Raw genomic sequence first — 20,647 nt, forward strand, 5'->3', positions numbered from 1 at the left:
GGATAGCCGCATGCCGGGCACGCGGCTATCCGAAAATGACGGCCGATCAGTCTTTCACGATTCCGTCTTCGCCGAAGGCTTCGACAGCTGCGTCTTTCACCGCTTTGTACATGTCGTCCGGCGAAATTTCGTTCGCCAGAAGCGCTTGCAGCTTCGGTACGATGACTTCGGTTTCGATCTTCGTCGCTTTGGCGCCGAGCTCTACCGGGATGTCGGGACGCGCAGGCGCTGCATGCGACAGCATCGTTTGAACGGCTTCGACGTTTTCCGGCATGCGGTCGATCTTCATGCTTTCGGCTTCTTTCTTGGCGCTCTTCGTGATGTGGGCGGCGAACAGGTCGTTGTTCGTCGTGGCCGCTACTTTGCCGCTGGCCAGGAAGTAAGCCGCTTTGACGACGTTCGCTTTATGCTCGGCCGTCGGCTCTTTCTTGCCGCGGAAGGTAACGTAGCCGTCAACGACGGTGTAGGACACCGCAGGCTGACCGAAGAACGTCGGAACCGGCAGCACGATGTAGTCGACTTTGATGCTGTCCTTGACGGCGCTGGCGTCTTTGGCGTCCAGCTTCGCGTTGTTCTTCTTCGCGGAGTTTTCGAAGGTCGCAAGGCCTTTGCCGGTGATCATCGTCTGGCCGGTCAGGAACATGTTCCAGCGTTTGCCGCCGTCGATGGAGCTCAGTTCTTTCGGCATGGAGCCGTCGTCGATCAGCTGACGGACGTCTTTCAGAAGCTCAAGGAAGTTTTTGCTGGTGTAAGCGTATTTCAGGTCTTGGGTGAACACCGACGGCATGCCCGCGCTCTTGGCGAGAATGTTCAGGTAGTCTTTGCCGGTAACGCCCGCTGTCGCGAATACGAAGCCGTAGCGCTTGTAGTTGTCGCCGTCTTTCACGACGCCTTTTTTGATCGCTTCGCGGAACTGGTCGTACGTCCAGCCGTTTTTCTGGATCGATTTCCAATCGATGCCCGCTGCTTCGAGGAATTGCTTGTTTCCGCCGAGGGCGTGCACTTCCATGTAAGCCGGGAAGCCGTAGAGACCTTTGCCGTTCTTCATGTATTCGAGCGGCGCTTTGTCGTAGTCCTCGACCATGTCGGTCGTTGCCGAGTCCGTAATGTCCATGAGCATGCCTTGCTGAGCGTATTTCGATATTCCGTCGGAGCCGATGAAGGCGATGTCCGGCGGGCTGCCCGCGTTGACTTGCGTGTCGAGCTTTTGCGTCATGTCTTCCCAGCTGGCCGGCTCGATTTTGAGGGTCAAGTTCGGATACTGCTTATTGAAATCGGCTTCCATTTGCTTGAAGTTGTCTTGGTAAGTAGGAGAAACCGGAGGAAGCAGTGCCGTAATCGTGTCTTTCGCGTCGCTTGCCGCGCTGGACGAAGCGCCCGAAGCGGCAGGGGAAGCGGTTCCACCGTCGTTCTTGGACGAACACGCGGCGAGCGAACCGGCGGAGAGCGTTAAGGCGAGAATGAGCGATGCTACGCGCATTTTTCTTTTCATGAAGATCCTCCTCAAATTCATTGTATGGGATGCGATCGGCCAAGCGGATTAAATAACTTTCATAAAGGAATTTATTGCCGCTTTGAGGTTGCCGTCGCATTGATCCAGCGCTTGCTCTGCTTGCGGTGCTTCTAGGCCCGTTTTGATCATCATGATGGCGAGCTTGCAATTCGTGGAAGCCCTTTCAAGGAAGTCTGCGGCGGTGTCGAAATCCACGCCCGTCGCGGCTCTGATAATCCGCAAGGAGCGATCGTGCAGCTTCTGGTTGCTCGCTTTCAAGTCGACCATCAGATTGTTGTAGGTCTTGCCGAGCTTCACCATCGTGCTCGTAGACAGCATGTTCAGCACGAGCTTCTGGGCGGACCCCGCTTTGAGCCGGGTGGAGCCCATGATGACTTCCGGTCCGACGACCGGGGCGATGCAGATGTCGCAGACGGCTTCCAGCTTGGAATTCTTGTTGTTCACGACTCCGATGGTGCTGGCTCCGATTTCGGAAGCCCTCTTCAATCCTGCGATGACGAAAGCGGCGCTGCCGCTGGCGGAAATGCCGATAACGGCGTCCTTGTCCGTCACCCCGCATCTGTCGATTAAAGCGATCCCCTCCTCCGCGTTGTCTTCGAATCCTTCCACCGCCACCCGAAGCGCCGTGTCTCCCCCGGCAATGTGTCCCTGCACGAGCAAAGGATCCGTGCCGAACGTGGGCGGGCATTCGGAAGCGTCCAGGACGCCGATCCGGCCGGACGTGCCGGCTCCGATGTAGAACATGCGGCCGCCGTTCTTCAGCACGTGATGCAGGACGTCTACCGCTTTCGCGATTTGCGGAATTTCTTGGGCAACCGCGGCGGGAACTTGAGCATCTTCGCGATTGAGCAGCTGCAGCATCTGTTCCGTGGAGCATTCGTCGATCATCCGGGTATCCTGATTGATCTCCTCCGTCGTCAATCCCGCGAGATATTCGTTCATGTCGATTCCCCTACCCTGTGTTTGGTTGCGACCCTTCTTTCAACAGATGGTCTCATCTCTCTCTGGAAGTTATCTTAAAGCTTCGCCGCCGCACCCGTCAATAGTTTCTGAAATAAAATTTCACTATAAAACTTATTGCTGTTTTTTATTTTCATGAAAAGTCACAAAAAAACACCGGCCGACAAACGGGCCGATGTCGATGCCGCTTTATTTCCGATGTTTCGCGGCCAGGATGTTGTGGGTTTTCGACAGATATTTTTTTACGTTCTGGTATTCGGCGCTGGCGACGCCCGCGAACAGCATGTCGATGACCGTCAGCATCGCGATCCTCGATCCCATCGCCCCGCTTCGGATCGTCAGCTCCGGCGTGGAAATGCTGAGAAGAATGTTCGACTTGTCCGCCAGCTCGCTTTTCGTGTATTTGGTCAGCGCGATGCAAGTGGCGCCGTTCCTCTTGGCGATCTCGAGCGCGTCCAGAATTTCGACGGTATCGCCGGAGTTGGACACGAAGAACGCGACGTCCCCTCTGCCGAGCAAAGTCGCGGCCGTTAACTGGCTGTGGCCGTCGGTATAGGAGTGGCACAGTTTATTGATGCGGGAGAACTTCTGTTCCGCGTCCATGCAGACGAGCCCGGACGCCCCGATGCCGAAAAACACGATCCGGTTGCTGGAGCGCAGCACCTTCACCGCTTTGGCGATTTCGTTCCGGTCGATGATGCTCAGGGTATCTTCGATCGACTTCATATTATTGCGGGAAATGTTCGAGACGATGATCGAGAGGTCGTCCCCCGGCTGGATGTCCGTGTACGTCTCCTTCTGCTCTTCCTCCCTCGAACCGAGGGAAGCCGAGATGCTGACGATGAAGCTTCGGTAGCCGCTGTAGCCCATCGTCTTGCAGAACCGCAGCACGGACGCGTCGCTCGTCTTGCTGAGCTGAGCCAGGCTTTTGATCGAAAGATGGGGAACTTCGTCGAGGTTGGCGAGGATGCATTCGGCGACCATTCTCTCGACGGGAGTGAGGCTGTCCTTCATCTCCCGGATTTTAATCAGGATATTGTCATGTATAGCCATGCCGTTCCCCTACTTATCCTCGTTTTTCCTAAATAGTAAGCCCATTCGCTCGAAAATACAAGCTTGCTTTTGTGGATTGGCGACAATAAGTTAGAAATTTTATTTCGAAGCATTTACGTCATACTGAAATATTATTTCTGCATATTATTGTTGCCCCTTCTCCGCGCGTGCTATAATAGCGACAAATTCAGAAGGTTTCCCCCAGCTTATCCTACGGAAGGTGGCCCACATGAACAAGGAATTGAAAATCGCGATCATCGGCTCCGGCAGCACCTATACGCCCGAACTGATCGAAGGCATCCTGAGACGCAAGGAAGTACTGCCCATCCGCGAGCTGGTATTGATGGATATCGACGCCAGAAAGCTGGATGTCGTCGGCCGGCTGAGCGAGCGGATGATCCGGGCGGAGAACGTGCCCTGCCGCGTGACGATGACCCAGGACTTGGACGAGGCGCTCGCGGGCGCCGACTTCGTACTCGGCCAAATCCGCGTCGGCAAGCTTCCGGCCCGGGTACTGGACGAGAAAATCCCGCTGAAATACGGGCTGATCGGCCAAGAAACGTGCGGCATCGGCGGCTTCTTCAAAGCGATGCGCACCATCCCCGTGATGCTCCATATCGCCGAACGGATGAAGGCTCTTTGTCCGGACGCCTGGCTGATCAACTTCTCGAACCCGGCCGGCATCAACACGGAAGCCCTGCTCAACCACGGGGGCATCAAGATGATGGGCCTCTGCAACGTTCCGTATAACATGTTTAAAAGCATCCGCGAAACGCTATCGCTTCCACGAGCTAACTTCACCTATGTCGGCTTGAACCACCTCAGCTGGATTACGTCGATCGAACAGGACGGCACGGATTATCTGCAGCAGGCGCTGCAAATGGGTCTGAACAGCGAGGCCATGAAGAACATTCCGTCCAGCGGCTTCAGCAAGGAGCTGATCCAGCTCGTCGGGGCGATTCCCTCCTCCTATTTGGAATATTACTATTTTAAAGAGAAGAAGCTGAAGATGGTCCGAGAGGCTGAGCTTTCCCGAGGCGAAAAATGCATGCAGATCGAGGAAGACCTTCTGAAAATCTATTCGGACTCGGAACTCCACGTCAAGCCGGAGCTGCTGTCCTCCCGCGGCGGCGCCAACTATTCCGAAGTGGCGATCAGCCTGGTCGACGCCATCTACAACGACAAACAAGAGGTTCACGTGGTGAATCTCCTGAACCAAGGCGCGCTGGATTTCATGGAAGACACCGACGCCGTCGAGGTTTGCGCGGTCGTCGGCAAGAACGGCGCCAAACCGATCAAAGTGAACGATTTCCGCAACCGGCACATCATCGACTACATGCGCATGGTCAAAGCGTATGAACGCGAAACCGTCGCCGCGGCCGTTACCGGCAGCGAGGAAGCGGCGATGCGCGCGCTGCTCATGAATCCGCTCGTCGGCGACTACGATGCGGCGTACGCATGTTTCCATGAATTGAAGGAAGCCCACAAGGCTTATTTGCCCCAGTTTTTCGACTCGGCGTCCCGCTAAGCAGATGGCGAACCCAAACTGCGTCATCGGCGTTGACGGCGGCAACAGCAAAACCGACTACTTCTTATTCGACATCAAAGGAAACTTCATTGATCATATCCGTGCCGGGACGTGCAGCCACGAAAGGTTTCCGGACGGCTACGTCAGCGCGCACCGCGTCATGAACGAGAACATTTCGGAACTGCTCGGACGCAACGGCCTTGCGATCGAAGACGTGAAAGCCGCCGCGTTCGGATTGGCCGGCGCGGATGTGCCTTCTCAGAAAAAACGGCTGAGCGAGATCTTGGAGCGCATCGGCTTCAACCTCTACGCCGTCGATAACGACTCATTCCTCGGCATTAAAGCGGGTTGCCCGACAGGAAGCGGGATTTGCTCCATCAACGGTTCCGGCACCGTCACCGGGGGCATCTCCCCGAGCGGCAGGCGCCTCCAAGTGGGCGGCGTCGGCAGCGAACTGTCGGGCGATGAAGCAGGCGGCTATTTCTTGGCGCGAAAAGTGCTTCGGGCCGTTTACGATTCTTTCTATCGGCTCGGACCCAAAACCGGGATGACGGGATCGGTAATGACACTGCTTGGCATTCAGGATCAAGAGATTTTCCTCGAGACGGCGCTGGACGGCGTGGTGAATCGGACGCTTCCCAACACGGAGCTGATGCGGATCCTGTTCGCTGCCGCCGACGCCGGCGACGGAGCGGCGCTGGAAATCGTCGACCGTTCCGCCGAGCAGCTCGCCCGATCCACCGCGGGCTGCATGAACAGCTTGGACTTCGGCGAAGAAGTGGATATCGTGCTGGCCGGATCGGTGTGGGTGAAGGCCGAAACCCCGCTTCTGCTCGACCGATACAAAAAATACGTGGCCCAATGGACCACGCACAGCTGCCGCTATTCGATCTTGGATGTGCCTCCGGCCGCCGGCGCCATCCTATGGGCGCTCGAATTGACTCGCGGGCACGCCCCCGAACCCGAACCCCGGCGGAAAGTCATCCATGAACTGCATCAACGGATCAACAACGGACGGTGACCGCGAGCACGCGGCAAGCCATCCGGCACGAAGGAAGCCTGAACTCCCCGTTCAGGCTTCCATTGCGTTTACGGCCGCTTCCACCAGGTCGTCGAAAAAGTCGTCGTTCTCTTCGATCGCCTGTTCCACCGCCTCGATTTGCTGTTCGACGCCCGATTCGCTGAGGAAATTCAACGAATAGTTCCAGTCGTCCATCCGTTTGTCGCTCTGCAGCGTCAATTCGTACGGCTGCTTATGTCCTTCCACCTCGAAACGGACGCGGCCGAAATAACCGTCCCTCTCGTTGTAAGCCATCTCCGCGCTCGTTATCTTCGCGTTCATTGCGTCTTCCTCCTTGATCAAATCGCCGTCAGAATCAAAGGCTCTCCCCGCGTCACCACGATCGTATGCTCGAACTGGGCGACGAAGCTTCCGTCGGAACATACCAACCCCCAACCGTCGTCGGCTTCATCGACGAGCTCCGCGCCCGTCGTCAGGAACGTTTCCACGGCCAGCACCAGCCCATTGGTCAGCAGCCGGTTATCACGCGGATCGCGAAAATTCAATATGTTGTCCGGCGCTTCGTGCAGCGCTTTGCCGATGCCGTGGCCCGACAGGTTGCGGATGACGTGGAATCCGTCCGAGCGAGCCTCCTGTTCGATGATCCGGCCGATCTGATTCACTTTCGTCCCGGCCTTCGCTTGCCCGATCGCTTTCAAGAGCGCCCGCTTCGAACTCGCGCACAGCTTCTCTTTCAGTGCCGAACGGCTGGGCGGCACGACGATCGTCGCGCCCGTATCCGCGTAGTAGCCGTCCAGCTCGGCGGACACGTCGACGTTGACGACGTCGCCCTCCCGGAGCTTGGCCGTTCCGGGGATGCCGTGCGCCGCAACTTGATTGAGGCTGATGCAGGTCGTCCCGGGAAACCCGTACACCTGATTCGGCGCGGACTTCGCGCCGTGCCGGTCCAACACCCGTTTGCCGATTTCGTCCAGCTCGGCCGTCGTGATTCCCGCTCTCGCGTTTTTCAGCATTTCCTCCCGCGCCATCGCAACGATTTTACCTATGCGCCTCAGCGCGATCAGATCGTTTTCGGAACCGACCGTCATCTCATGTCCTCCGTCCGTTGTGCGTTTAGCTTCATTATACTCTTCTTCGGCTCACGCGCAGGCATGCATTGTCACGTAAGCGTAAACATTTTGTATCGAAAAGCTTGACATGATACAATTTGTATCATACATTACAAATAGGGTTAACCTGAATTCGTGTCAAGGGGTTATGCTCATGAACATGAACATGGGAGAACGCCTGAGGGAACTTCGACTCCGGCGGAATATCTCTCAGGAAGAGGTGGCTCGCCATATCGGCATTACGCGGTCGGCGTACAGCCACTATGAGATCAATAACCGCCAGCCCGTGTACGAGACGCTGATCAAATTGGCCGCTTTTTTCGACGTTTCGCTGGATTATATGATCGGAGGCACCTCCTCCAAGCATAAATCCGAGACTTCGGACACTCAAGACACCCGCGAAATCATGTCCCTTCTCCAACACATGGACCAGGAACAACGAAGAAAGTCCATCCGGTTAATGAGCGATTTGATCCGCCAAGAACCCCAAGAACGAAGCGGCGGCGGTTAGCCCGGCCGATCCCTTCCGTCAGGAAGGGATTTTGGCGCCCCGCGATTCCCACATCGGAAGCCGGATTCGGAAAGCGCCCCCGCCCTCCGGCCGGTTGAAAGCCCCGATCGTCCCTCCGTGCAGTTCCACGATCTCGCGAGAAATGGCAAGCCCCAGTCCGCTTCCGCCGGAAGAGGAATGACGGGACTTGTCTTTTTTGTAGAACCGGTCGAAAATGAACGGAAGATCGTCGGGGTCGATGCCGGAGCCGCTGTCTTCCACGGAGATTTCCGCCATCCCCAAATCCGGCAATCGGCGCAGGACGATCCGGATGAGGCCGCCTTGCGGCGTATAGCGGACGGCGTTGAACAGCAGGTTGGCGAACACGCGGTCCATCCGCTGGGCGTCGATCAGCACCTTGGCGCAAGCGTCTTCCTCCGCATCCAGCGCGCAGGAGAAGATCATGCCCTTCTCCTTCATATCCAACTCATAAAGTTCGTTCAACCGCTCCTTCCACTCCTCCAGCGTCACGCTGATACAGGACAGCTCCACGCGGCGGGCTTCCAGCACCGACAGCTCAAACAGGTCGTGGATCAGACCGTTTAACCCCTCCACTTTCCCCAGCATCAGCCGGATCGTCGAATCCCTCTGGGCGTCGTCGCTGATAACGCCGTCCCTTAAAGCTTCCAAATACCCTTGCAGCAGCGTAATGGGCGTCCGCAGGTCGTGCGAGATGTTGCTGACGAGCTGGCGCCGGGATTGCTCCATCCGCTCCAGGCCCGTTTTCGTTTCTTCGAGCGTTTCATACGATTTACTCAGCTCTTCCGTCCGCTCCGCGATTCTCTCTTCCAGACGGTCGTTCCATTCCTTCAGCTCGGCCGACATCTGCTCCGCGCGTTCGAAAGTCCGGGAGGACCGCATCGCGATAATGAACGAGTTCATGATGATCAGGAACAACAGCCCGAACGGCACGAGGTCGACGGACCGCCACCAGCCGTTGTAGAACAGCATGTCGTTGACGATCGCCGCCACCATGCCGGCCACGCCCACGAGCGCCAGCTTGGCCCCTTCGCGTTTCCGGTATCCGCTCAGCACCAAGCCCGCGAGGATGATGATGCAGTTCGTCAGCAAATAAACTTGGTAGACCGCGAGCCATGACGTGAACACGATCGTCTGCAGCAGTGCAGCGCTAACCGCCAACACGGCCGCGAACGCGCCGGACACCGCGACCCACCTGCCGCGCAGTTCGTCCGGGTACATTTTATGGTAGTATGCCAGTCCCGCCCAGCCGCTCAGCACGAAGGCGGCATACTCGAGCCGGACCGACGTTTGCCAATCGAGGATATCGAACCAGCGGACGAGGAACCCTTCCCCGATGACCCCCATCCGGAGTGCCACAAGCAGGCAAAGCATCGCGAAAAACAAGTTCGCCGATTCCGACCTCCTCAGCGCGAACAAACCGATATGGTAAAGTCCGATCATCAGCAGGCAGCCGAACACGATGAATTCCTGCGCGGCGTTGCGGGACTGCAGGCGGTCGATCTGCTCCGCGCTCCCCATGATGAGGTCCGTGCGGATGCCTCCGAGCCGATGATGATAGTTGGCGACGACGAGGCGGATGTCCGTCGTTGGACCCGGATCCGTGACATAAGCGGTGCCCGGCAATTGGTAAGGAGTCGTGTGAGTCGAATCGGGGCCGACATGTCCTCGGGATAGGACGAGCTTTCCGTTGATATACATTTGATAGGCGGTGGAAATGTTCGGTACGCGGATGGCAAGCAAGTCGGGCGAATCCGGATGCAGGATTTTCAAATGATACTCCCCGTAACCGACATCGGGAATCCGGCTTCCGTCGCCGGCGCGCCTATCTCTCCACATGCCGGGCACTTCCAGAGAGGTTTTCGCATTCTTCCCTCCGCCGCCGTTCGAGCCCAGCCACTCGAAATCCCACGTTCCGGCGAGGGAAACCGCACCATCGCGGCTCCAATCCCAGGTTGAGAGGTCTAAGACGCCGTCCTCGGCCTTCGGCGCCTGCCGATCGACGCGAACGGAGCAGCTGTCCACCAGCAGGAGAATCAACACGACGGCCAGCAGCAGTCCTCCCCATTTCGCTTTCCATCCCGACTGCAGCCTCATGGCCGTGACTCCCTCCCGCTCCGTGCCGCTTCCGCGCGTTTTTTGTTTTCGAACGTCATTGTAACGGCGCATTGATTCGACGTCAACGCTTTCGTTATAATGGGATGAAGCTTGAGAGCATGAGCTTAAAGCCATCGTTTGGGGGAAACCGACGTGAATGGGCCGACAGCCGATATTCTGGTTGTGGACGATGAAACGGAAATTACCGAATTGATCAAACTTTACTTGGAGAGAGATGGTTATGCGGTACATACGGCGGATAACGGGCGCGACGCCATCCGGATGGCCGAAGACCTGTCGCCCGATTTGATCATCCTCGACGTGCTGCTCGGTAAACCGGACGGCATCGAAGTGTGCCGGTCATTGCGCGCAGGTACATGCGCCGACGTCCCGATCCTGTTCGTGAGCGCCAAAGGCGAAGACAACGACATTATCACCGGACTCTCCGAGGGCGGAGACGATTACATCACCAAGCCGTTCAGTCCCAGCCAGCTCGTCGCCCGCGTCCGGGCGCATATCCGCCGGCGCAGGATGAACGGGAAAAACCAGGACGAACAACTGCCGACGCTTGCGTTCCCCGGCTTGGAAATCGACTTTCGAAGCTTGGAAGTCCGGCGCAACGGCGAGCGGATCCCTTTATCCGTCAAGGAATTCGAATTGCTGGCCGTCATGGCCAAACAGCCGAACCGCGTCTTCCCGCTCGACGAGCTGTACCGCCGCGTCTGGCAATCCGACAGCATGGGGGACACGCGGACCTTGATGGTGCACGTCAGCAACCTGCGCAAGAAGGTCGAAGACGATCCTTCCCGTCCTCTATGGATTCAAACCGTGCGCGGATTCGGCTACCGGTTCTGTCCGGACGGCGGAATCGGCTCGGAGCAAGAAATAAAGCAACCTATATAAATGTAAAAAGGATGAAACCTCTTTGATCCAGATGGCAAAAGATTGGCAGGACTACGAATTGATCGACACCGGCGGCGGCGAGAAGCTGGAGCGCTGGGGCGACATCGTCCTGCGCCGTCCCGACCCGCAAATCATTTGGCCGCTTCAAGCCGAGACCGGCATGTGGCGGCAAGCGGACGGACATTATCACCGCAGCTCGTCGGGCGGCGGAAACTGGACGTTTAAACGCACGCTTCCGGAACGCTGGCAGATCTCCTACGGACCGCTGAAGTTCCACATCAAACCGACCAACTTCAAGCACACCGGTCTCTTCCCGGAGCAGGCGTTCAATTGGAGCTGGATGATGGACAAAATCCGCGGAGCCGGCCGGCCGATCCGCGTGCTCAACCTGTTTGCGTACACCGGAGGCGCTACGCTCGCTTCCGCGGCGGCCGGCGCCGAAGTTTGCCACGTGGACGCCGCCAAGGGCATGGTCCAATGGGCCAAAGAGAATGCCCAATTGTCCGGCCTGGGGGAGGCCCCGATCCGCTACATCACGGACGACGTATTCAAGTTCGTCGAACGGGAGCAGCGGCGCGGCCGCCAGTACGAAGCGATCATCATGGACCCTCCATCCTACGGCCGCGGACCTGGCGGAGAAGTCTGGAAGCTGGAAGAAAGCCTGTATCCGTTCCTGGAATCCTGTACTTCCATCTTGTCGGATCGTCCTCTGTTCGTTCTCGTGAATTCCTACACGACGGGCATTTCGCCTACGGTCCTGAACAACCTGCTGCATATGGCTTTTCGGCGTAAGCACGGCGGAAGCTTGAATTGCGGGGAAATCGGGCTTCCCATCACGAACAGCGGCATGGTTCTCCCTTGCGGGATCTTCGGCCGTTGGGAGAGCAATGCTTAAAAACGGACGCCGAACGTTGCGCCGAACTCCGGCGCTCCTTACGCTCGTTTGCGTCCTCCTGCTGACGGCGTGCCTGAACGTTTCGCTTCCCGGGGCGTTCACGTCCGCTTCCCCGCCGGACCGCGCAGCACGCCAAGCTTCGCTCGCTTCCGATCCGCCGACGCAGGAAGCGACCCTGATGGCCGTCGGCGATATCATGGTCCACTCTCCGCAGCTTCCCGGCTACTTGGACGCCGCAACCAAGCGGTACGATTTCTCAGGTTGGTTCGAACGGGTCTCTCCTTTATTCCAAGAGGGCGATTGGGTCATCGGGAACCTCGAGACGCCGCTGGCCGGGGCCGATCTGAAATTTACCGGTTATCCGAAATTCAACGCGCCGGAGCAGTTAGCGGTTGACCTGCGCGAAGCCGGCTTCGATCTCGTGTCTACGGCGAACAACCACGCGATGGACCGGGGCTTTGCCGGCGTGCAGCGCACGCTGCGCAACGTCCGCAAAGCCGGATTGATCCCGGTCGGCACCGCAGAGTCGCCGAAGGACGCCGAACGGACGGCGATCGTTGACCGCGGAGGCATCCGGATGGGCTTCCTGGCTTACACATACGGCACGAACGGTATTCCGATCTCCAAGGATAAAGCCTACTCCGTCAATCTCATCGATCCGAAACGAATGGCCGGCGATATCGCGAAGTTAAGAAAAGCCGGCGCGGACGTCGTCACGGTATCGCTTCATTTCGGAACGGAATACGAGCGGCTGCCGAACGACCAGCAGCGCAAAATCGTCCGCTCCGCCATCGGATCCGGGGCGGACATCATTCTGGGTTCCCACCCCCATGTCGTGCAGCCTTACGACGTCGTGAGCGTTCCCGCATCGGAAAGCGGCTTGAAACAAAACCGGAAAGGCGTCGTCATCTACTCGCTCGGCAACTTCGTCTCCAACCAATCCGGAGATTGGAAAGACGTCGGCCTCATCTTCTCCGTGCATGTCGTTAAAAAACGACAGCCCGACGGATCCTCATTGACCACCTGGGATCGGATCGGCCTAACGCCGACCGCTGTGCATATCGAGAATTCCGGCAGCAAGCGCCATTATACCGTACTTCCTATTCGACAGACGCTCGATGAACGTAAGGACGCCAGCCTAACGGAAGCCGACTATGCGGACTTGAAAGCGAAACTGGCCGGCATCGAGCAGCATCTGCACACTTACGAGCAATGAAAAAACGATTATCCCTCCGAAACGGCGGAGGATGAAGACAGGCATTCATGTCTTCGTCCTCCGCCGTTTTTTACATGAAATGGAACCGCTCATCAGCTAGCACGTATGACGGGTTATCACGTTTCGCTGAGGGGTGCCGCCAATGTCCTTTTCCAAATCCAAAATCAAGACCTCACAAGGATCGTTACAAATTCACGTCTCGGGAACCGGCGACCCGCCGATCATCCTGATCAACGGCGGATCCGGACCTATCGAAGGCTGGATGCGAGTCCTGCCCGCTCTTTCCGCCGCGTCATCGGTATTCGCGTATAACCGGTTCGGCGTCGCGGGCAGCGACAAACCCGCATCCCCCCAAGACGGCGTTGCAATTGTCGAAGCATTGCGGGAAGCCTTATCGATGACCGGCTTCAAACCTCCGTACTTGCTGGTCGGCCATTCTTTGGGTGGCCTATACGCGCAATTATTCGCCCGCCTTCATCCCGCCGAAGCGGCTGGAGTCGTCTTCCTCGAAGCCAGCCATCCGCGGGACCTTGCGCTTCAAGACTATCAAGGCAAGGGCGTAAAGGCCGTCAACAGACTGCTCTCCCTGTTCGATTCGTTGTCTCCGCACAAGAAATTCGGCGAGGTTCATTTCGTGGAAAGAACGGCGGAACAAATCCGGGAGAGCGGCGACTTTCCCGACATACCCGTATGGGTAGTGACCGGCGGGAAAGAAAACCGATTCATGCCGCCCGAAGCCCGAAGGCACCGAATGCAGAATCAGTTGGAGCTAGTCGTGCTGTCCCGTTTCGGCGAGCACGTCATCGCTTCGAAAAGCGGGCACTTCCCCCAATTAACGGAGCCTTCCGTCGTCATGGAAGCGATTCTTGCGTGCTTGGAACGGATCCGAGTAACCTCTGCAAAATAAGATGAAAGCCCCGGGCGTTTACCCGGGGCTTTCATCTATATGGATGAGACGCAAGGCATTAGGCGCCTTTTTCTTTGCCGGCTTCCTGGCTTTTCTCGCCGGCTTTCTCCGCCGAGGGCGTTCCCGATTCCCTCGTACCTGCGACTTTCCCGATCAAATAGACGAGAAGCTGCCGGTTATGAGCGGATATCCGTTCCAGCGAACGTCCCGCGACGCCCGCTCTTACGCGCAAGCCGCGTTCCACTTCCGAGCGGCCGAGCGCCGTCATATGGATCCAGACGATGCGGCGATCGCCCTCGTCGCGTCTCCGTTCGACCAGTCCCGCGCGTTCCATCCGGTCCAGCAGCGTCGTAATCGCCGCCGGCGTCGTTTCCAAAAAAGGCAGCAGCTCCGATGGCTTCATCGGCTCCTTCGCCAGCAGCAGCTCGAGCACCTCCAGCTGCCCGGCCGTCAATTGCGGAGCCAGCTCTTCCTCCAGCTGGGCGCTCCATTCTTTCGTGAGCTTCATCCAGATTTTCACAAATTCCGCCGCCGTGTCCATCGAAACGTCTCACTCCTCCCGAACCTTGCCTTCTCTTTTATTATACTCAGGGGCATTGTCGAAAGATAGTTTAATGCAATTAAATATTTACGACATGAATCCGCAAAAAGTCGAACCAGGCGACAGCCCATCACATATACTGGTGGCAAAACATGGTGAAAATCGTAACCCGATGGTCAAGGAGGCAGCCATGTCAAAACCCGATGAACGAATCAAAATGATCGGCCAGATGGCTTTGGACGCCGGTTTAATCGAAGACCCACAGTGGCTGGGCCGGCTGGAGGAGCCGGTGCCTCTGTGGGTCGTATTGGATATGCTTCTCCGGTGGATCGACCGGATGGATCCGCAGAACGGCCCCTTTGATTAATCCTTGCGCTCGGGGCTCTGCAAAGGCTTTTTGAAGGCTTCCGCGAGGGCGTCCGACTTGTCCGTCGGCACGACGTTTTTGCCTTGGGCCCTGCGGTCGTCGATCGGCGCCGTTTCCGACAGGAACTCGGCGGTCGCGCTTCCCGCCGTCACGGTTAATAGCGTGACGGCTTCTTTCACGAGGAAAGCGGCGATGAGGCGCGTTCCGTTCGGCTTGACGCGTTTGCCTTCCTTGAACTCGAACGTCTGGATGCCCTTGCCGCCGCGTCCTTGCAGCGGGTAATCGAGCAGCAGCGTTCGTTTTGCATAACCGTGGTCGGAAAGCACCAGGATTTCTCCTTCGTCACCCGACACCGGGATGGCGTCGGCCAGGGCGTCGTCTTCTTTCAGGTTGATGCCGCGCACCCCGCCGGCAACCCGGCCTTGCAGGCTGACTTCGTTTTCGGCGAACCGGATGCTCATCCCCTGCTCCGAAACCAAAAGAAGGTCTTCCGGCGCATCCGAACGGAATACGGTCAGTACTTCGTCGCCGTCGCCCACCTTGCAGGCCGCGATGGCCATGTTACGGGTTGTCGCGTATTCGATAAGCGGCGTACGTTTTACTTGTCCCCGCTTCGTCACGAAGACGAGTACGGGGCCGGCGTCTGCCGGCTGCCCTTCCGGCGGCGGGACAAGCTCGGAAGGCTTCACCGGGATGACGCTGACGATCCGATCGTCTTTGGACAACGGAAGCACGTTCACGATCGCCGTTCCGGTATCCTTCCACTTAAACTCCGGAATCTGATGGACCGGAAGCAGGAAGTACTGCCCTTTCTGCGTAAACAGCAGCAGCGGATCCACCGTGCTGACGCCCAGGCTCCAACGGATGACGTCGCCTTCCTTGACGCCGGCGCTTCCGATCTCGCCGCCCGAACGCGTGAACGACAGCAGGCTCGTCCGTTTCACGTAACCGCCGCGGCTGATCGACACGAGCACATCCTCTGCCGGCACGGTTACTTCGAGATTCACCTTGATCTCTTCGACTTCGCCCTGGATGACCGAACGGCGATCGATCCCGTATTTGTCCCGGATCTCGGTCAGCTCGTCCTGGATGACCTTCATCAGCTTGCGCGGATTTTCGAGGATCGATCGCAGCTGGGCGATTTTCTTGTTCGTTTCGTCCAGTTCCTTTTGCAGCTGCGTAATTTCCAGGTTGGTCAAGCGGTACAGCTGCAAGGTCAAGATGGCGTCGGCTTGGCGCTCGGAGAACCCGAACTTCTCCGTCAGGTTGTCCTGCGCGTTTTGCCGGTTCTTGGAGGCTCGGATCGTCTCGATGACGGCGTCCAGGATGTTCAGCGCCTTGACGAGCCCTTCCACCACGTGAGCGCGGTCCTCGGCCTTTTCCAGGTCATATTTCGTGCGGAACGTGACGACTTCCTTCTGGTGCTCGATATAGGCTTCCAGCATCGCTTTGATGCCGAGCTGGCGTGGGGCCTTGTTCACGATGGCGACCATGTTGAAGTTGTACGCTACTTGCAGGTCCGTTTTCTTGAACAGGAAGGCGAGAATCCCCTCGGCGTCCGCGTCCTTCTTCAGCTCGACGACGATGCGCAGGCCTTGGCGGCCGCTTTCGTCGCGAACCTCGGCGATGCCGTCGACCTTCTTCTCCAAACGCAGGTTGTCGATGGACACCGCAAGCTTGGATTTGACGACCTGATAGGGAATTTGCGTGATAACGATTTGCTGCTTGCCGCCTCGGACGTCTTCGATGGCCGTCTTCGCGCGGACGTAGATGCGGCCTTTGCCGGTCTCATACGCTTCGCGGATGCCGTCCTCGCCCATGATGATGCCGCCGGTCGGAAAATCGGGGCCTTTGACGATGCCCATGAGCTCCGGAACGGTGATCGCGGGGTTGCCCATGACGGCGATACAGGCATCGATGATTTCGCGCAGGTTGTGCGTCGGGATTTCCGTGGCGAAGCCGGACGAAATGCCGCTGACGCCGTTCACGAGCAGGTTCGGATAACGCGAAGGCAGCACGACCGGTTCCTTGGTCGAGTTGTCGAAGTTGTCCTTGAACAGCACCGTGCGTTTCTCGATGTCGCGCAAGAGCTCCATCGCGATGGCCGACAGGCGCGCTTCCGTGTAGCGCATGGCCGCCGCCGGGTCGTCGTCCATCGAGCCCCAGTTGCCGTGGCCGTCGACGAGCGGATGCGCCATTTTCCAAGGCTGCGCCATCCGCACCATGCCCTCGTAGATCGACGCATCCCCGTGGGGATGGTAGTTACCCATGACGTCCCCGACCGTTTTCGCCGACTTGCGGTACGGTTTGTCCGGCGTGTTGCCGGCATCGTACATCGCGTACAGGATCCTGCGCTGCACCGGCTTCAGGCCGTCGCGGACGTCGGGAATCGCCCGGTCCTGGATGATGTATTTGGAATACCGCCCGAACCGGTCCCCGACGACTTCCTCGAGGAAAGCGGGCAAGAAATTTTCAAGAATGCTCAAAAGCACGTACCTCCTCGCGACCCATCATACCAACCGTTCACGTTAATCATGCGACTTGCTCGTAATCCCGGACTTCCGCCGAATTAGCGATACGGAGTATCGTTATTTTCTCAAAGTCCCGCATTTATGTCTCATTAGCGATACTGGATATCACTATTTTTGCCTAAACACGCTCAACGGCCAAAATAACGATACTGCATGTCACTATTTCCACTTTGCCCCGTACTTTCGATGAAATAACGATACTGCATGTCACTAAATTAAACCTTCGACGCTTCGGCGTAACTTTAGCGAAACTGAGATCCGTTATTCGTTCTCGACACGCCATTTTAGCTGAAATAGCGGAACTAAAGTGGTTATATGTTTCTGTGCTCTAAGTCCCACCAATCCGCGCTCCCCCAGCAACGCTCCAAAAGCCAAAGAGCGGGTGTCCAGAGGGCGCAGCGCCTCGGAATCCCCCTTCCGGGGAAGGGGGACTTAGGGGGTAGGCGGAAATGGGTTTGAATTCATTCAAATGGGAGTCGAAGAGATCACTCTTCATATTCCGTGAAGTCCACATTCTCGATGATCCACCGCTTGCGGGGATCGACCTTGTCGCCCATGAGCGTCGACACGCGGCGCTCCGCTTTGGCTGCGTCCTCGATCTGCACCTGCAGCAGCGTGCGCGACTCGTAGTTCATCGTCGTCTCCCACAGCTGCTCCGGGTTCATCTCTCCGAGTCCCTTATACCGCTGCAACTCGGCGTTTTTGCCGATTTCCTTCATGTAGCTTTGCAGCTGGTCGTCGGTCCAGGCGTACCGGACGGTTTCGAGCTTGCCGGATTTGCGCGTGATCTTGTACAGCGGCGGCTGCGCGATGAACACGCGGCCGGCGTCGATCAAAGGCTTCATGTAACGATAGAAGAACGTCAGCAGCAGCACCTGAATGTGCGCGCCGTCCGTGTCCGCGTCGGTCATGATGATGATTTTGGAGTAATTGCACTCCTCCACGTCGAACTCCGAGCCGATGCCCGCTCCGATCGCGGAGATGATCGCTTTGTACTCCTCGTTCTTCAGGATGTCGAGCAGCTTCGCTTTCTCCGGGTTCATCGGTTTGCCCTTCAGCGGCAAAATCGCCTGGTGCTTCGAATCCCGGCCCTGCTTGGCCGAGCCGCCCGCGGAATCGCCTTCCACGATGAACAGCTCGTTCTTCGTATAATCCTTCGACTGCGCGGGAGAAAGCTTGCCGCCGAGGCTCGGGCTTTCGCTCCGTTTCTTGCCGCTGCGCACCTCTTCGCGTGCTTTGCGGGCCGCTTCGCGCGCCTTGGAGGCTTGCACCGCTTTACGGATCAACATGCCGCCGACCTGGGGGTTCTCCTCCAGGAACACGGCCATCTTCTCCGCGACGACGGCGTCCACGGCGCTCCGGGCCGACGCGCTGCCGAGCTGGTCCTTCGTCTGCCCGACGAATTCGACGTCCGACATCTTGATGTTGATGACGGCCATCATGCCTTCCCGCAGGTCGTTGCCCTCGAGGTTTTTCTCTTTTTCCTTCAACTGCCCCGTTTTGCGGGCGTATTCGTTCATGACGCGCGTGTACGCGGTTTTGAAGCCGGTCTCGTGCGTGCCGCCTCCGCGCGTCGGGATCGCGTTGACGAACGATGCCAGCGTTTCCGTGTACCCGTCATTATATTGAAGCGCCACCTCGACTTCGATGTCGTCCTTTTCCGCCGTGAAATGGACGACGTCGTGCAGCACCGTTTTGTCTTCGTTCAAATATTGGACGAACTGGCTCGCGCCGCCCTCGTAGTGGAATTCGTCCTGCTTGCCGGACCGTTTGTCCGTCAGCGTCACGCGCAGCCCCGAGTTCAGGAACGCGATCTCTTGAAGCCGTTCGGCCAGCGTATCGTGGCTCAAGCTGATATTGCCGTGGAACACTTTGGGATCGGGTTTGAAAGTCACTTTCGTGCCGGTCCGGTTCGTGTTGCCGGTCACTTCCAGTCCGGTTACTGGCTGTCCGACGTGTTCTTTGCCTTCGGCGTCGATCCAGGTTTCGAAGCGCATTTTATGTATCTTGCCTTCGCGGTATATCTCCACTTCCAGCCATTCCGACAAAGCGTTCGTGACGGAAGCGCCTACGCCGTGCAAGCCGCCGGACTTCTTGTATCCGCCGCCGCCGAACTTGCCGCCCGCGTGGAGGATCGTGAATACGACCTGGGGCGTCGGCACGCCCGTTTTGTGCATGCCGGTCGGAATGCCCCGCCCGTTGTCCGCCACGGTGACGGAATTGTCCGAATGGACGGTAACGTCGATGCGGGAACAGTGTTTCGCCAAATGCTCGTCCACCGCGTTGTCGACGATTTCCCATACCAGGTGGTGCAAGCCGGAGGATGTCGTGCTGCCGATGTACATCCCCGGCCTTTTACGGACCGCGGTCAAACCTTCGAGGATTTGAATCTCGTCCGCTCCGTATTCCGTGCCCGCCTGCGCCGCGCTTTCCGCGAACAGGTCCAGTTGTTCGGTCACCGATGGGCCCCCCTACTGTCTTAACCTTCGACTCATTTTAATTCAAGATGTCTTGCTTCGTAAAGACGGCAAACGACACGCCGAGTGCGGCAAGCGCCCAGATCCCTAGAACGGCAAGGGAAAATCCGAGCGTCATGCCTTCGATCGGCGGCGGCGTTCCCTGCAAATAACTCGTCAGTTCGAGGTTGACGTTAAACAGGTACTTGGCGCTGTGCCACGAGGAAGCCATGTTCGTGAGGATCGCGCCCGCGATGATCGCGGCCATCATCGTGACGAAGCTCGCCGCGGTGCTGCGCACGAGCACGGATACCATCAAGGCCAGGATCGCCACCACCATGGATGCGAACCAGATCAAGCCGCCTTGCATGAGCAAGTACAGGTACTGCGGAACCGCATGCACGGTCGCGGTATAGACGTTCGCGCCGCTCACCTGGAATCCGACGAAGATCGGCTCGCCCCACCCTTTGTAGCCGAACACGAGCCCCGAAATGAGGTAGCAAAGCGCGATCGTACAGACGATGATCAAAGAAACGTATAACGTAAGCGTAACCAGTTTGGACGCGAGAATGCGCCATCGCTTCACGGGCCTCGTCAACAGCATTTTGATCGTCCCGGTCGAACGCTCTCCGGATACGAGGTCCGAAGCGATCGCCAGCACCATGAGCGGGATGAACATCGTCACCGCGTTGTCCATGAAACCGCGCGTGAACGTCACGGCGTTCGGGCTTTGCGGGTTAATGTCGTGATCCAGATAATATTGCAGCTGCTGGACGAGCGCGCGCCGCCATTTTTTCCATTCTTCCGGAATCCGGTCGCTGCCGAGCGCCCGCGTATTGTCGGTAATCCGGTTCTGCAGCTCGGCCCGCCAATCTCCCTTGAACTTCTCCGCGCTGTTTTGCGCGATTTTCATCTGGGCGTAGACGAAAACGGGGATGAGTATCAGCAAAATGAGGAGGACGACGGCGAAACGTTTTTTCTTCCATACTTTGATCGTCTCGTTCTGAATGAGGGGCAGCAT

18 protein-coding genes are annotated in these 20,647 nt (G+C 57.8%); 8 read left to right on the plus strand and 10 right to left on the minus strand.

From position 1 onward, the window contains the following. Positions 1 to 46: 46 nt before the first annotated feature. The 3 genes from EAV92_RS08680 to EAV92_RS08690 form a co-directional block, all read right to left on the minus strand. Complete coding sequence (locus EAV92_RS08680) at positions 47 to 1,492, minus strand: ABC transporter substrate-binding protein (protein ID WP_123040709.1); 1,446 nt, start codon at positions 1,490 to 1,492, stop codon at positions 47 to 49. 48 nt (positions 1,493 to 1,540) lie between these two features. Then, positions 1,541 to 2,455, minus strand: coding sequence for an N-acetylmuramic acid 6-phosphate etherase (murQ, locus tag EAV92_RS08685; protein WP_123040711.1), 915 nt, complete (start codon positions 2,453 to 2,455; stop codon positions 1,541 to 1,543). Between the two features lie 207 nt (positions 2,456 to 2,662). After that, a complete protein-coding gene (locus EAV92_RS08690) occupies positions 2,663 to 3,526 on the minus strand; it encodes a MurR/RpiR family transcriptional regulator (RefSeq protein ID WP_123040712.1) in 864 nt (287 codons plus the stop codon). A 229-nt stretch (positions 3,527 to 3,755) separates the two neighbouring features. Between EAV92_RS08690 and EAV92_RS08695 the strand changes: the two genes are divergently transcribed. Continuing rightward, positions 3,756 to 5,054: a 6-phospho-beta-glucosidase gene (locus tag EAV92_RS08695; RefSeq protein ID WP_123040714.1), complete on the plus strand. Its 1,299-nt coding sequence runs from the start codon at positions 3,756 to 3,758 to the stop codon at positions 5,052 to 5,054. Positions 5,055 to 5,058: 4 nt separating this feature from the next. After that, positions 5,059 to 6,075, plus strand: a complete 1,017-nt coding sequence (locus tag EAV92_RS08700; RefSeq protein ID WP_123040715.1) for an N-acetylglucosamine kinase — start codon at positions 5,059 to 5,061, stop codon at positions 6,073 to 6,075. Positions 6,076 to 6,126: 51 nt separating this feature from the next. On the opposite strand, the gene EAV92_RS08705 is transcribed toward EAV92_RS08700, so the two are convergent. Then, entirely contained in the window at positions 6,127 to 6,396 is a 270-nt protein-coding gene (locus EAV92_RS08705; protein ID WP_123040717.1) for a hypothetical protein, read from the minus strand. Between the two features lie 17 nt (positions 6,397 to 6,413). Continuing rightward, the gene (gene map, locus EAV92_RS08710) at positions 6,414 to 7,163 is read right to left on the minus strand and encodes a type I methionyl aminopeptidase (protein ID WP_123040719.1); all 750 of its coding nucleotides are present in this window, start codon (positions 7,161 to 7,163) and stop codon (positions 6,414 to 6,416) included. A 175-nt stretch (positions 7,164 to 7,338) separates the two neighbouring features. Here map and EAV92_RS08715 point away from each other — a divergent pair, with 175 nt between their 5' ends. Further along, a complete protein-coding gene (locus tag EAV92_RS08715; RefSeq protein ID WP_338134409.1) occupies positions 7,339 to 7,695 on the plus strand; it encodes a helix-turn-helix domain-containing protein in 357 nt (118 codons plus the stop codon). Positions 7,696 to 7,713: 18 nt separating this feature from the next. Here EAV92_RS08715 and EAV92_RS08720 read toward each other — a convergent pair whose 3' ends face one another. Beyond that, a complete protein-coding gene (locus tag EAV92_RS08720) occupies positions 7,714 to 9,810 on the minus strand; it encodes a sensor histidine kinase (protein ID WP_164472697.1) in 2,097 nt (698 codons plus the stop codon). 153 nt (positions 9,811 to 9,963) lie between these two features. On the opposite strand from EAV92_RS08720, the gene EAV92_RS08725 reads away from it, so the two are divergent. The 4 genes from EAV92_RS08725 to EAV92_RS08740 all read left to right on the plus strand — a co-directional run bounded on the left by EAV92_RS08725 (position 9,964) and on the right by EAV92_RS08740 (position 13,731). Next, positions 9,964 to 10,713: a response regulator transcription factor gene (locus EAV92_RS08725; protein WP_123043642.1), complete on the plus strand. Its 750-nt coding sequence runs from the start codon at positions 9,964 to 9,966 to the stop codon at positions 10,711 to 10,713. A 31-nt stretch (positions 10,714 to 10,744) separates the two neighbouring features. Continuing rightward, positions 10,745 to 11,608 (plus strand): class I SAM-dependent methyltransferase, encoded by an 864-nt coding sequence (locus EAV92_RS08730; protein ID WP_420888824.1) that lies wholly within the window; start codon positions 10,745 to 10,747, stop codon positions 11,606 to 11,608. A gap of 16 nt (positions 11,609 to 11,624) precedes the next feature. Beyond that, positions 11,625 to 12,824, plus strand: a complete 1,200-nt coding sequence (locus tag EAV92_RS08735; protein ID WP_164472698.1) for a CapA family protein — start codon at positions 11,625 to 11,627, stop codon at positions 12,822 to 12,824. Between the two features lie 142 nt (positions 12,825 to 12,966). Then, positions 12,967 to 13,731 (plus strand): alpha/beta fold hydrolase, encoded by a 765-nt coding sequence (locus tag EAV92_RS08740; protein ID WP_123040723.1) that lies wholly within the window; start codon positions 12,967 to 12,969, stop codon positions 13,729 to 13,731. Positions 13,732 to 13,789: 58 nt separating this feature from the next. Here EAV92_RS08740 and EAV92_RS08745 read toward each other — a convergent pair whose 3' ends face one another. After that, complete coding sequence (locus tag EAV92_RS08745; protein ID WP_123040724.1) at positions 13,790 to 14,272, minus strand: MarR family winged helix-turn-helix transcriptional regulator; 483 nt, start codon at positions 14,270 to 14,272, stop codon at positions 13,790 to 13,792. A gap of 190 nt (positions 14,273 to 14,462) precedes the next feature. Between EAV92_RS08745 and EAV92_RS24515 the strand changes: the two genes are divergently transcribed. Next, positions 14,463 to 14,639, plus strand: a complete 177-nt coding sequence (locus tag EAV92_RS24515) for a hypothetical protein (protein ID WP_164472699.1) — start codon at positions 14,463 to 14,465, stop codon at positions 14,637 to 14,639. Here EAV92_RS24515 and gyrA read toward each other — a convergent pair. The 3 genes from gyrA to EAV92_RS08760 all read right to left on the minus strand — a co-directional run bounded on the left by gyrA (position 14,636) and on the right by EAV92_RS08760 (position 20,647). After that, on the minus strand, positions 14,636 to 17,125 hold the full coding sequence (gene gyrA, locus EAV92_RS08750; protein WP_123040725.1) for a DNA gyrase subunit A: 2,490 nt from the start codon (positions 17,123 to 17,125) through the stop codon (positions 14,636 to 14,638). The genes EAV92_RS24515 and gyrA overlap by 4 nt on opposite strands. A 530-nt stretch (positions 17,126 to 17,655) precedes the next feature. Continuing rightward, a complete protein-coding gene (gene parE / locus EAV92_RS08755) occupies positions 17,656 to 19,629 on the minus strand; it encodes a DNA topoisomerase IV subunit B (RefSeq protein ID WP_123040726.1) in 1,974 nt (657 codons plus the stop codon). A 37-nt stretch (positions 19,630 to 19,666) separates the two neighbouring features. Continuing rightward, positions 19,667 to 20,647: an ABC transporter permease gene (locus tag EAV92_RS08760; protein ID WP_123040727.1), complete on the minus strand. Its 981-nt coding sequence runs from the start codon at positions 20,645 to 20,647 to the stop codon at positions 19,667 to 19,669.

Source organism: Cohnella candidum (genome assembly GCF_003713065.1).
GTDB lineage: Bacteria > Bacillota > Bacilli > Paenibacillales > Paenibacillaceae > Cohnella > Cohnella candidum.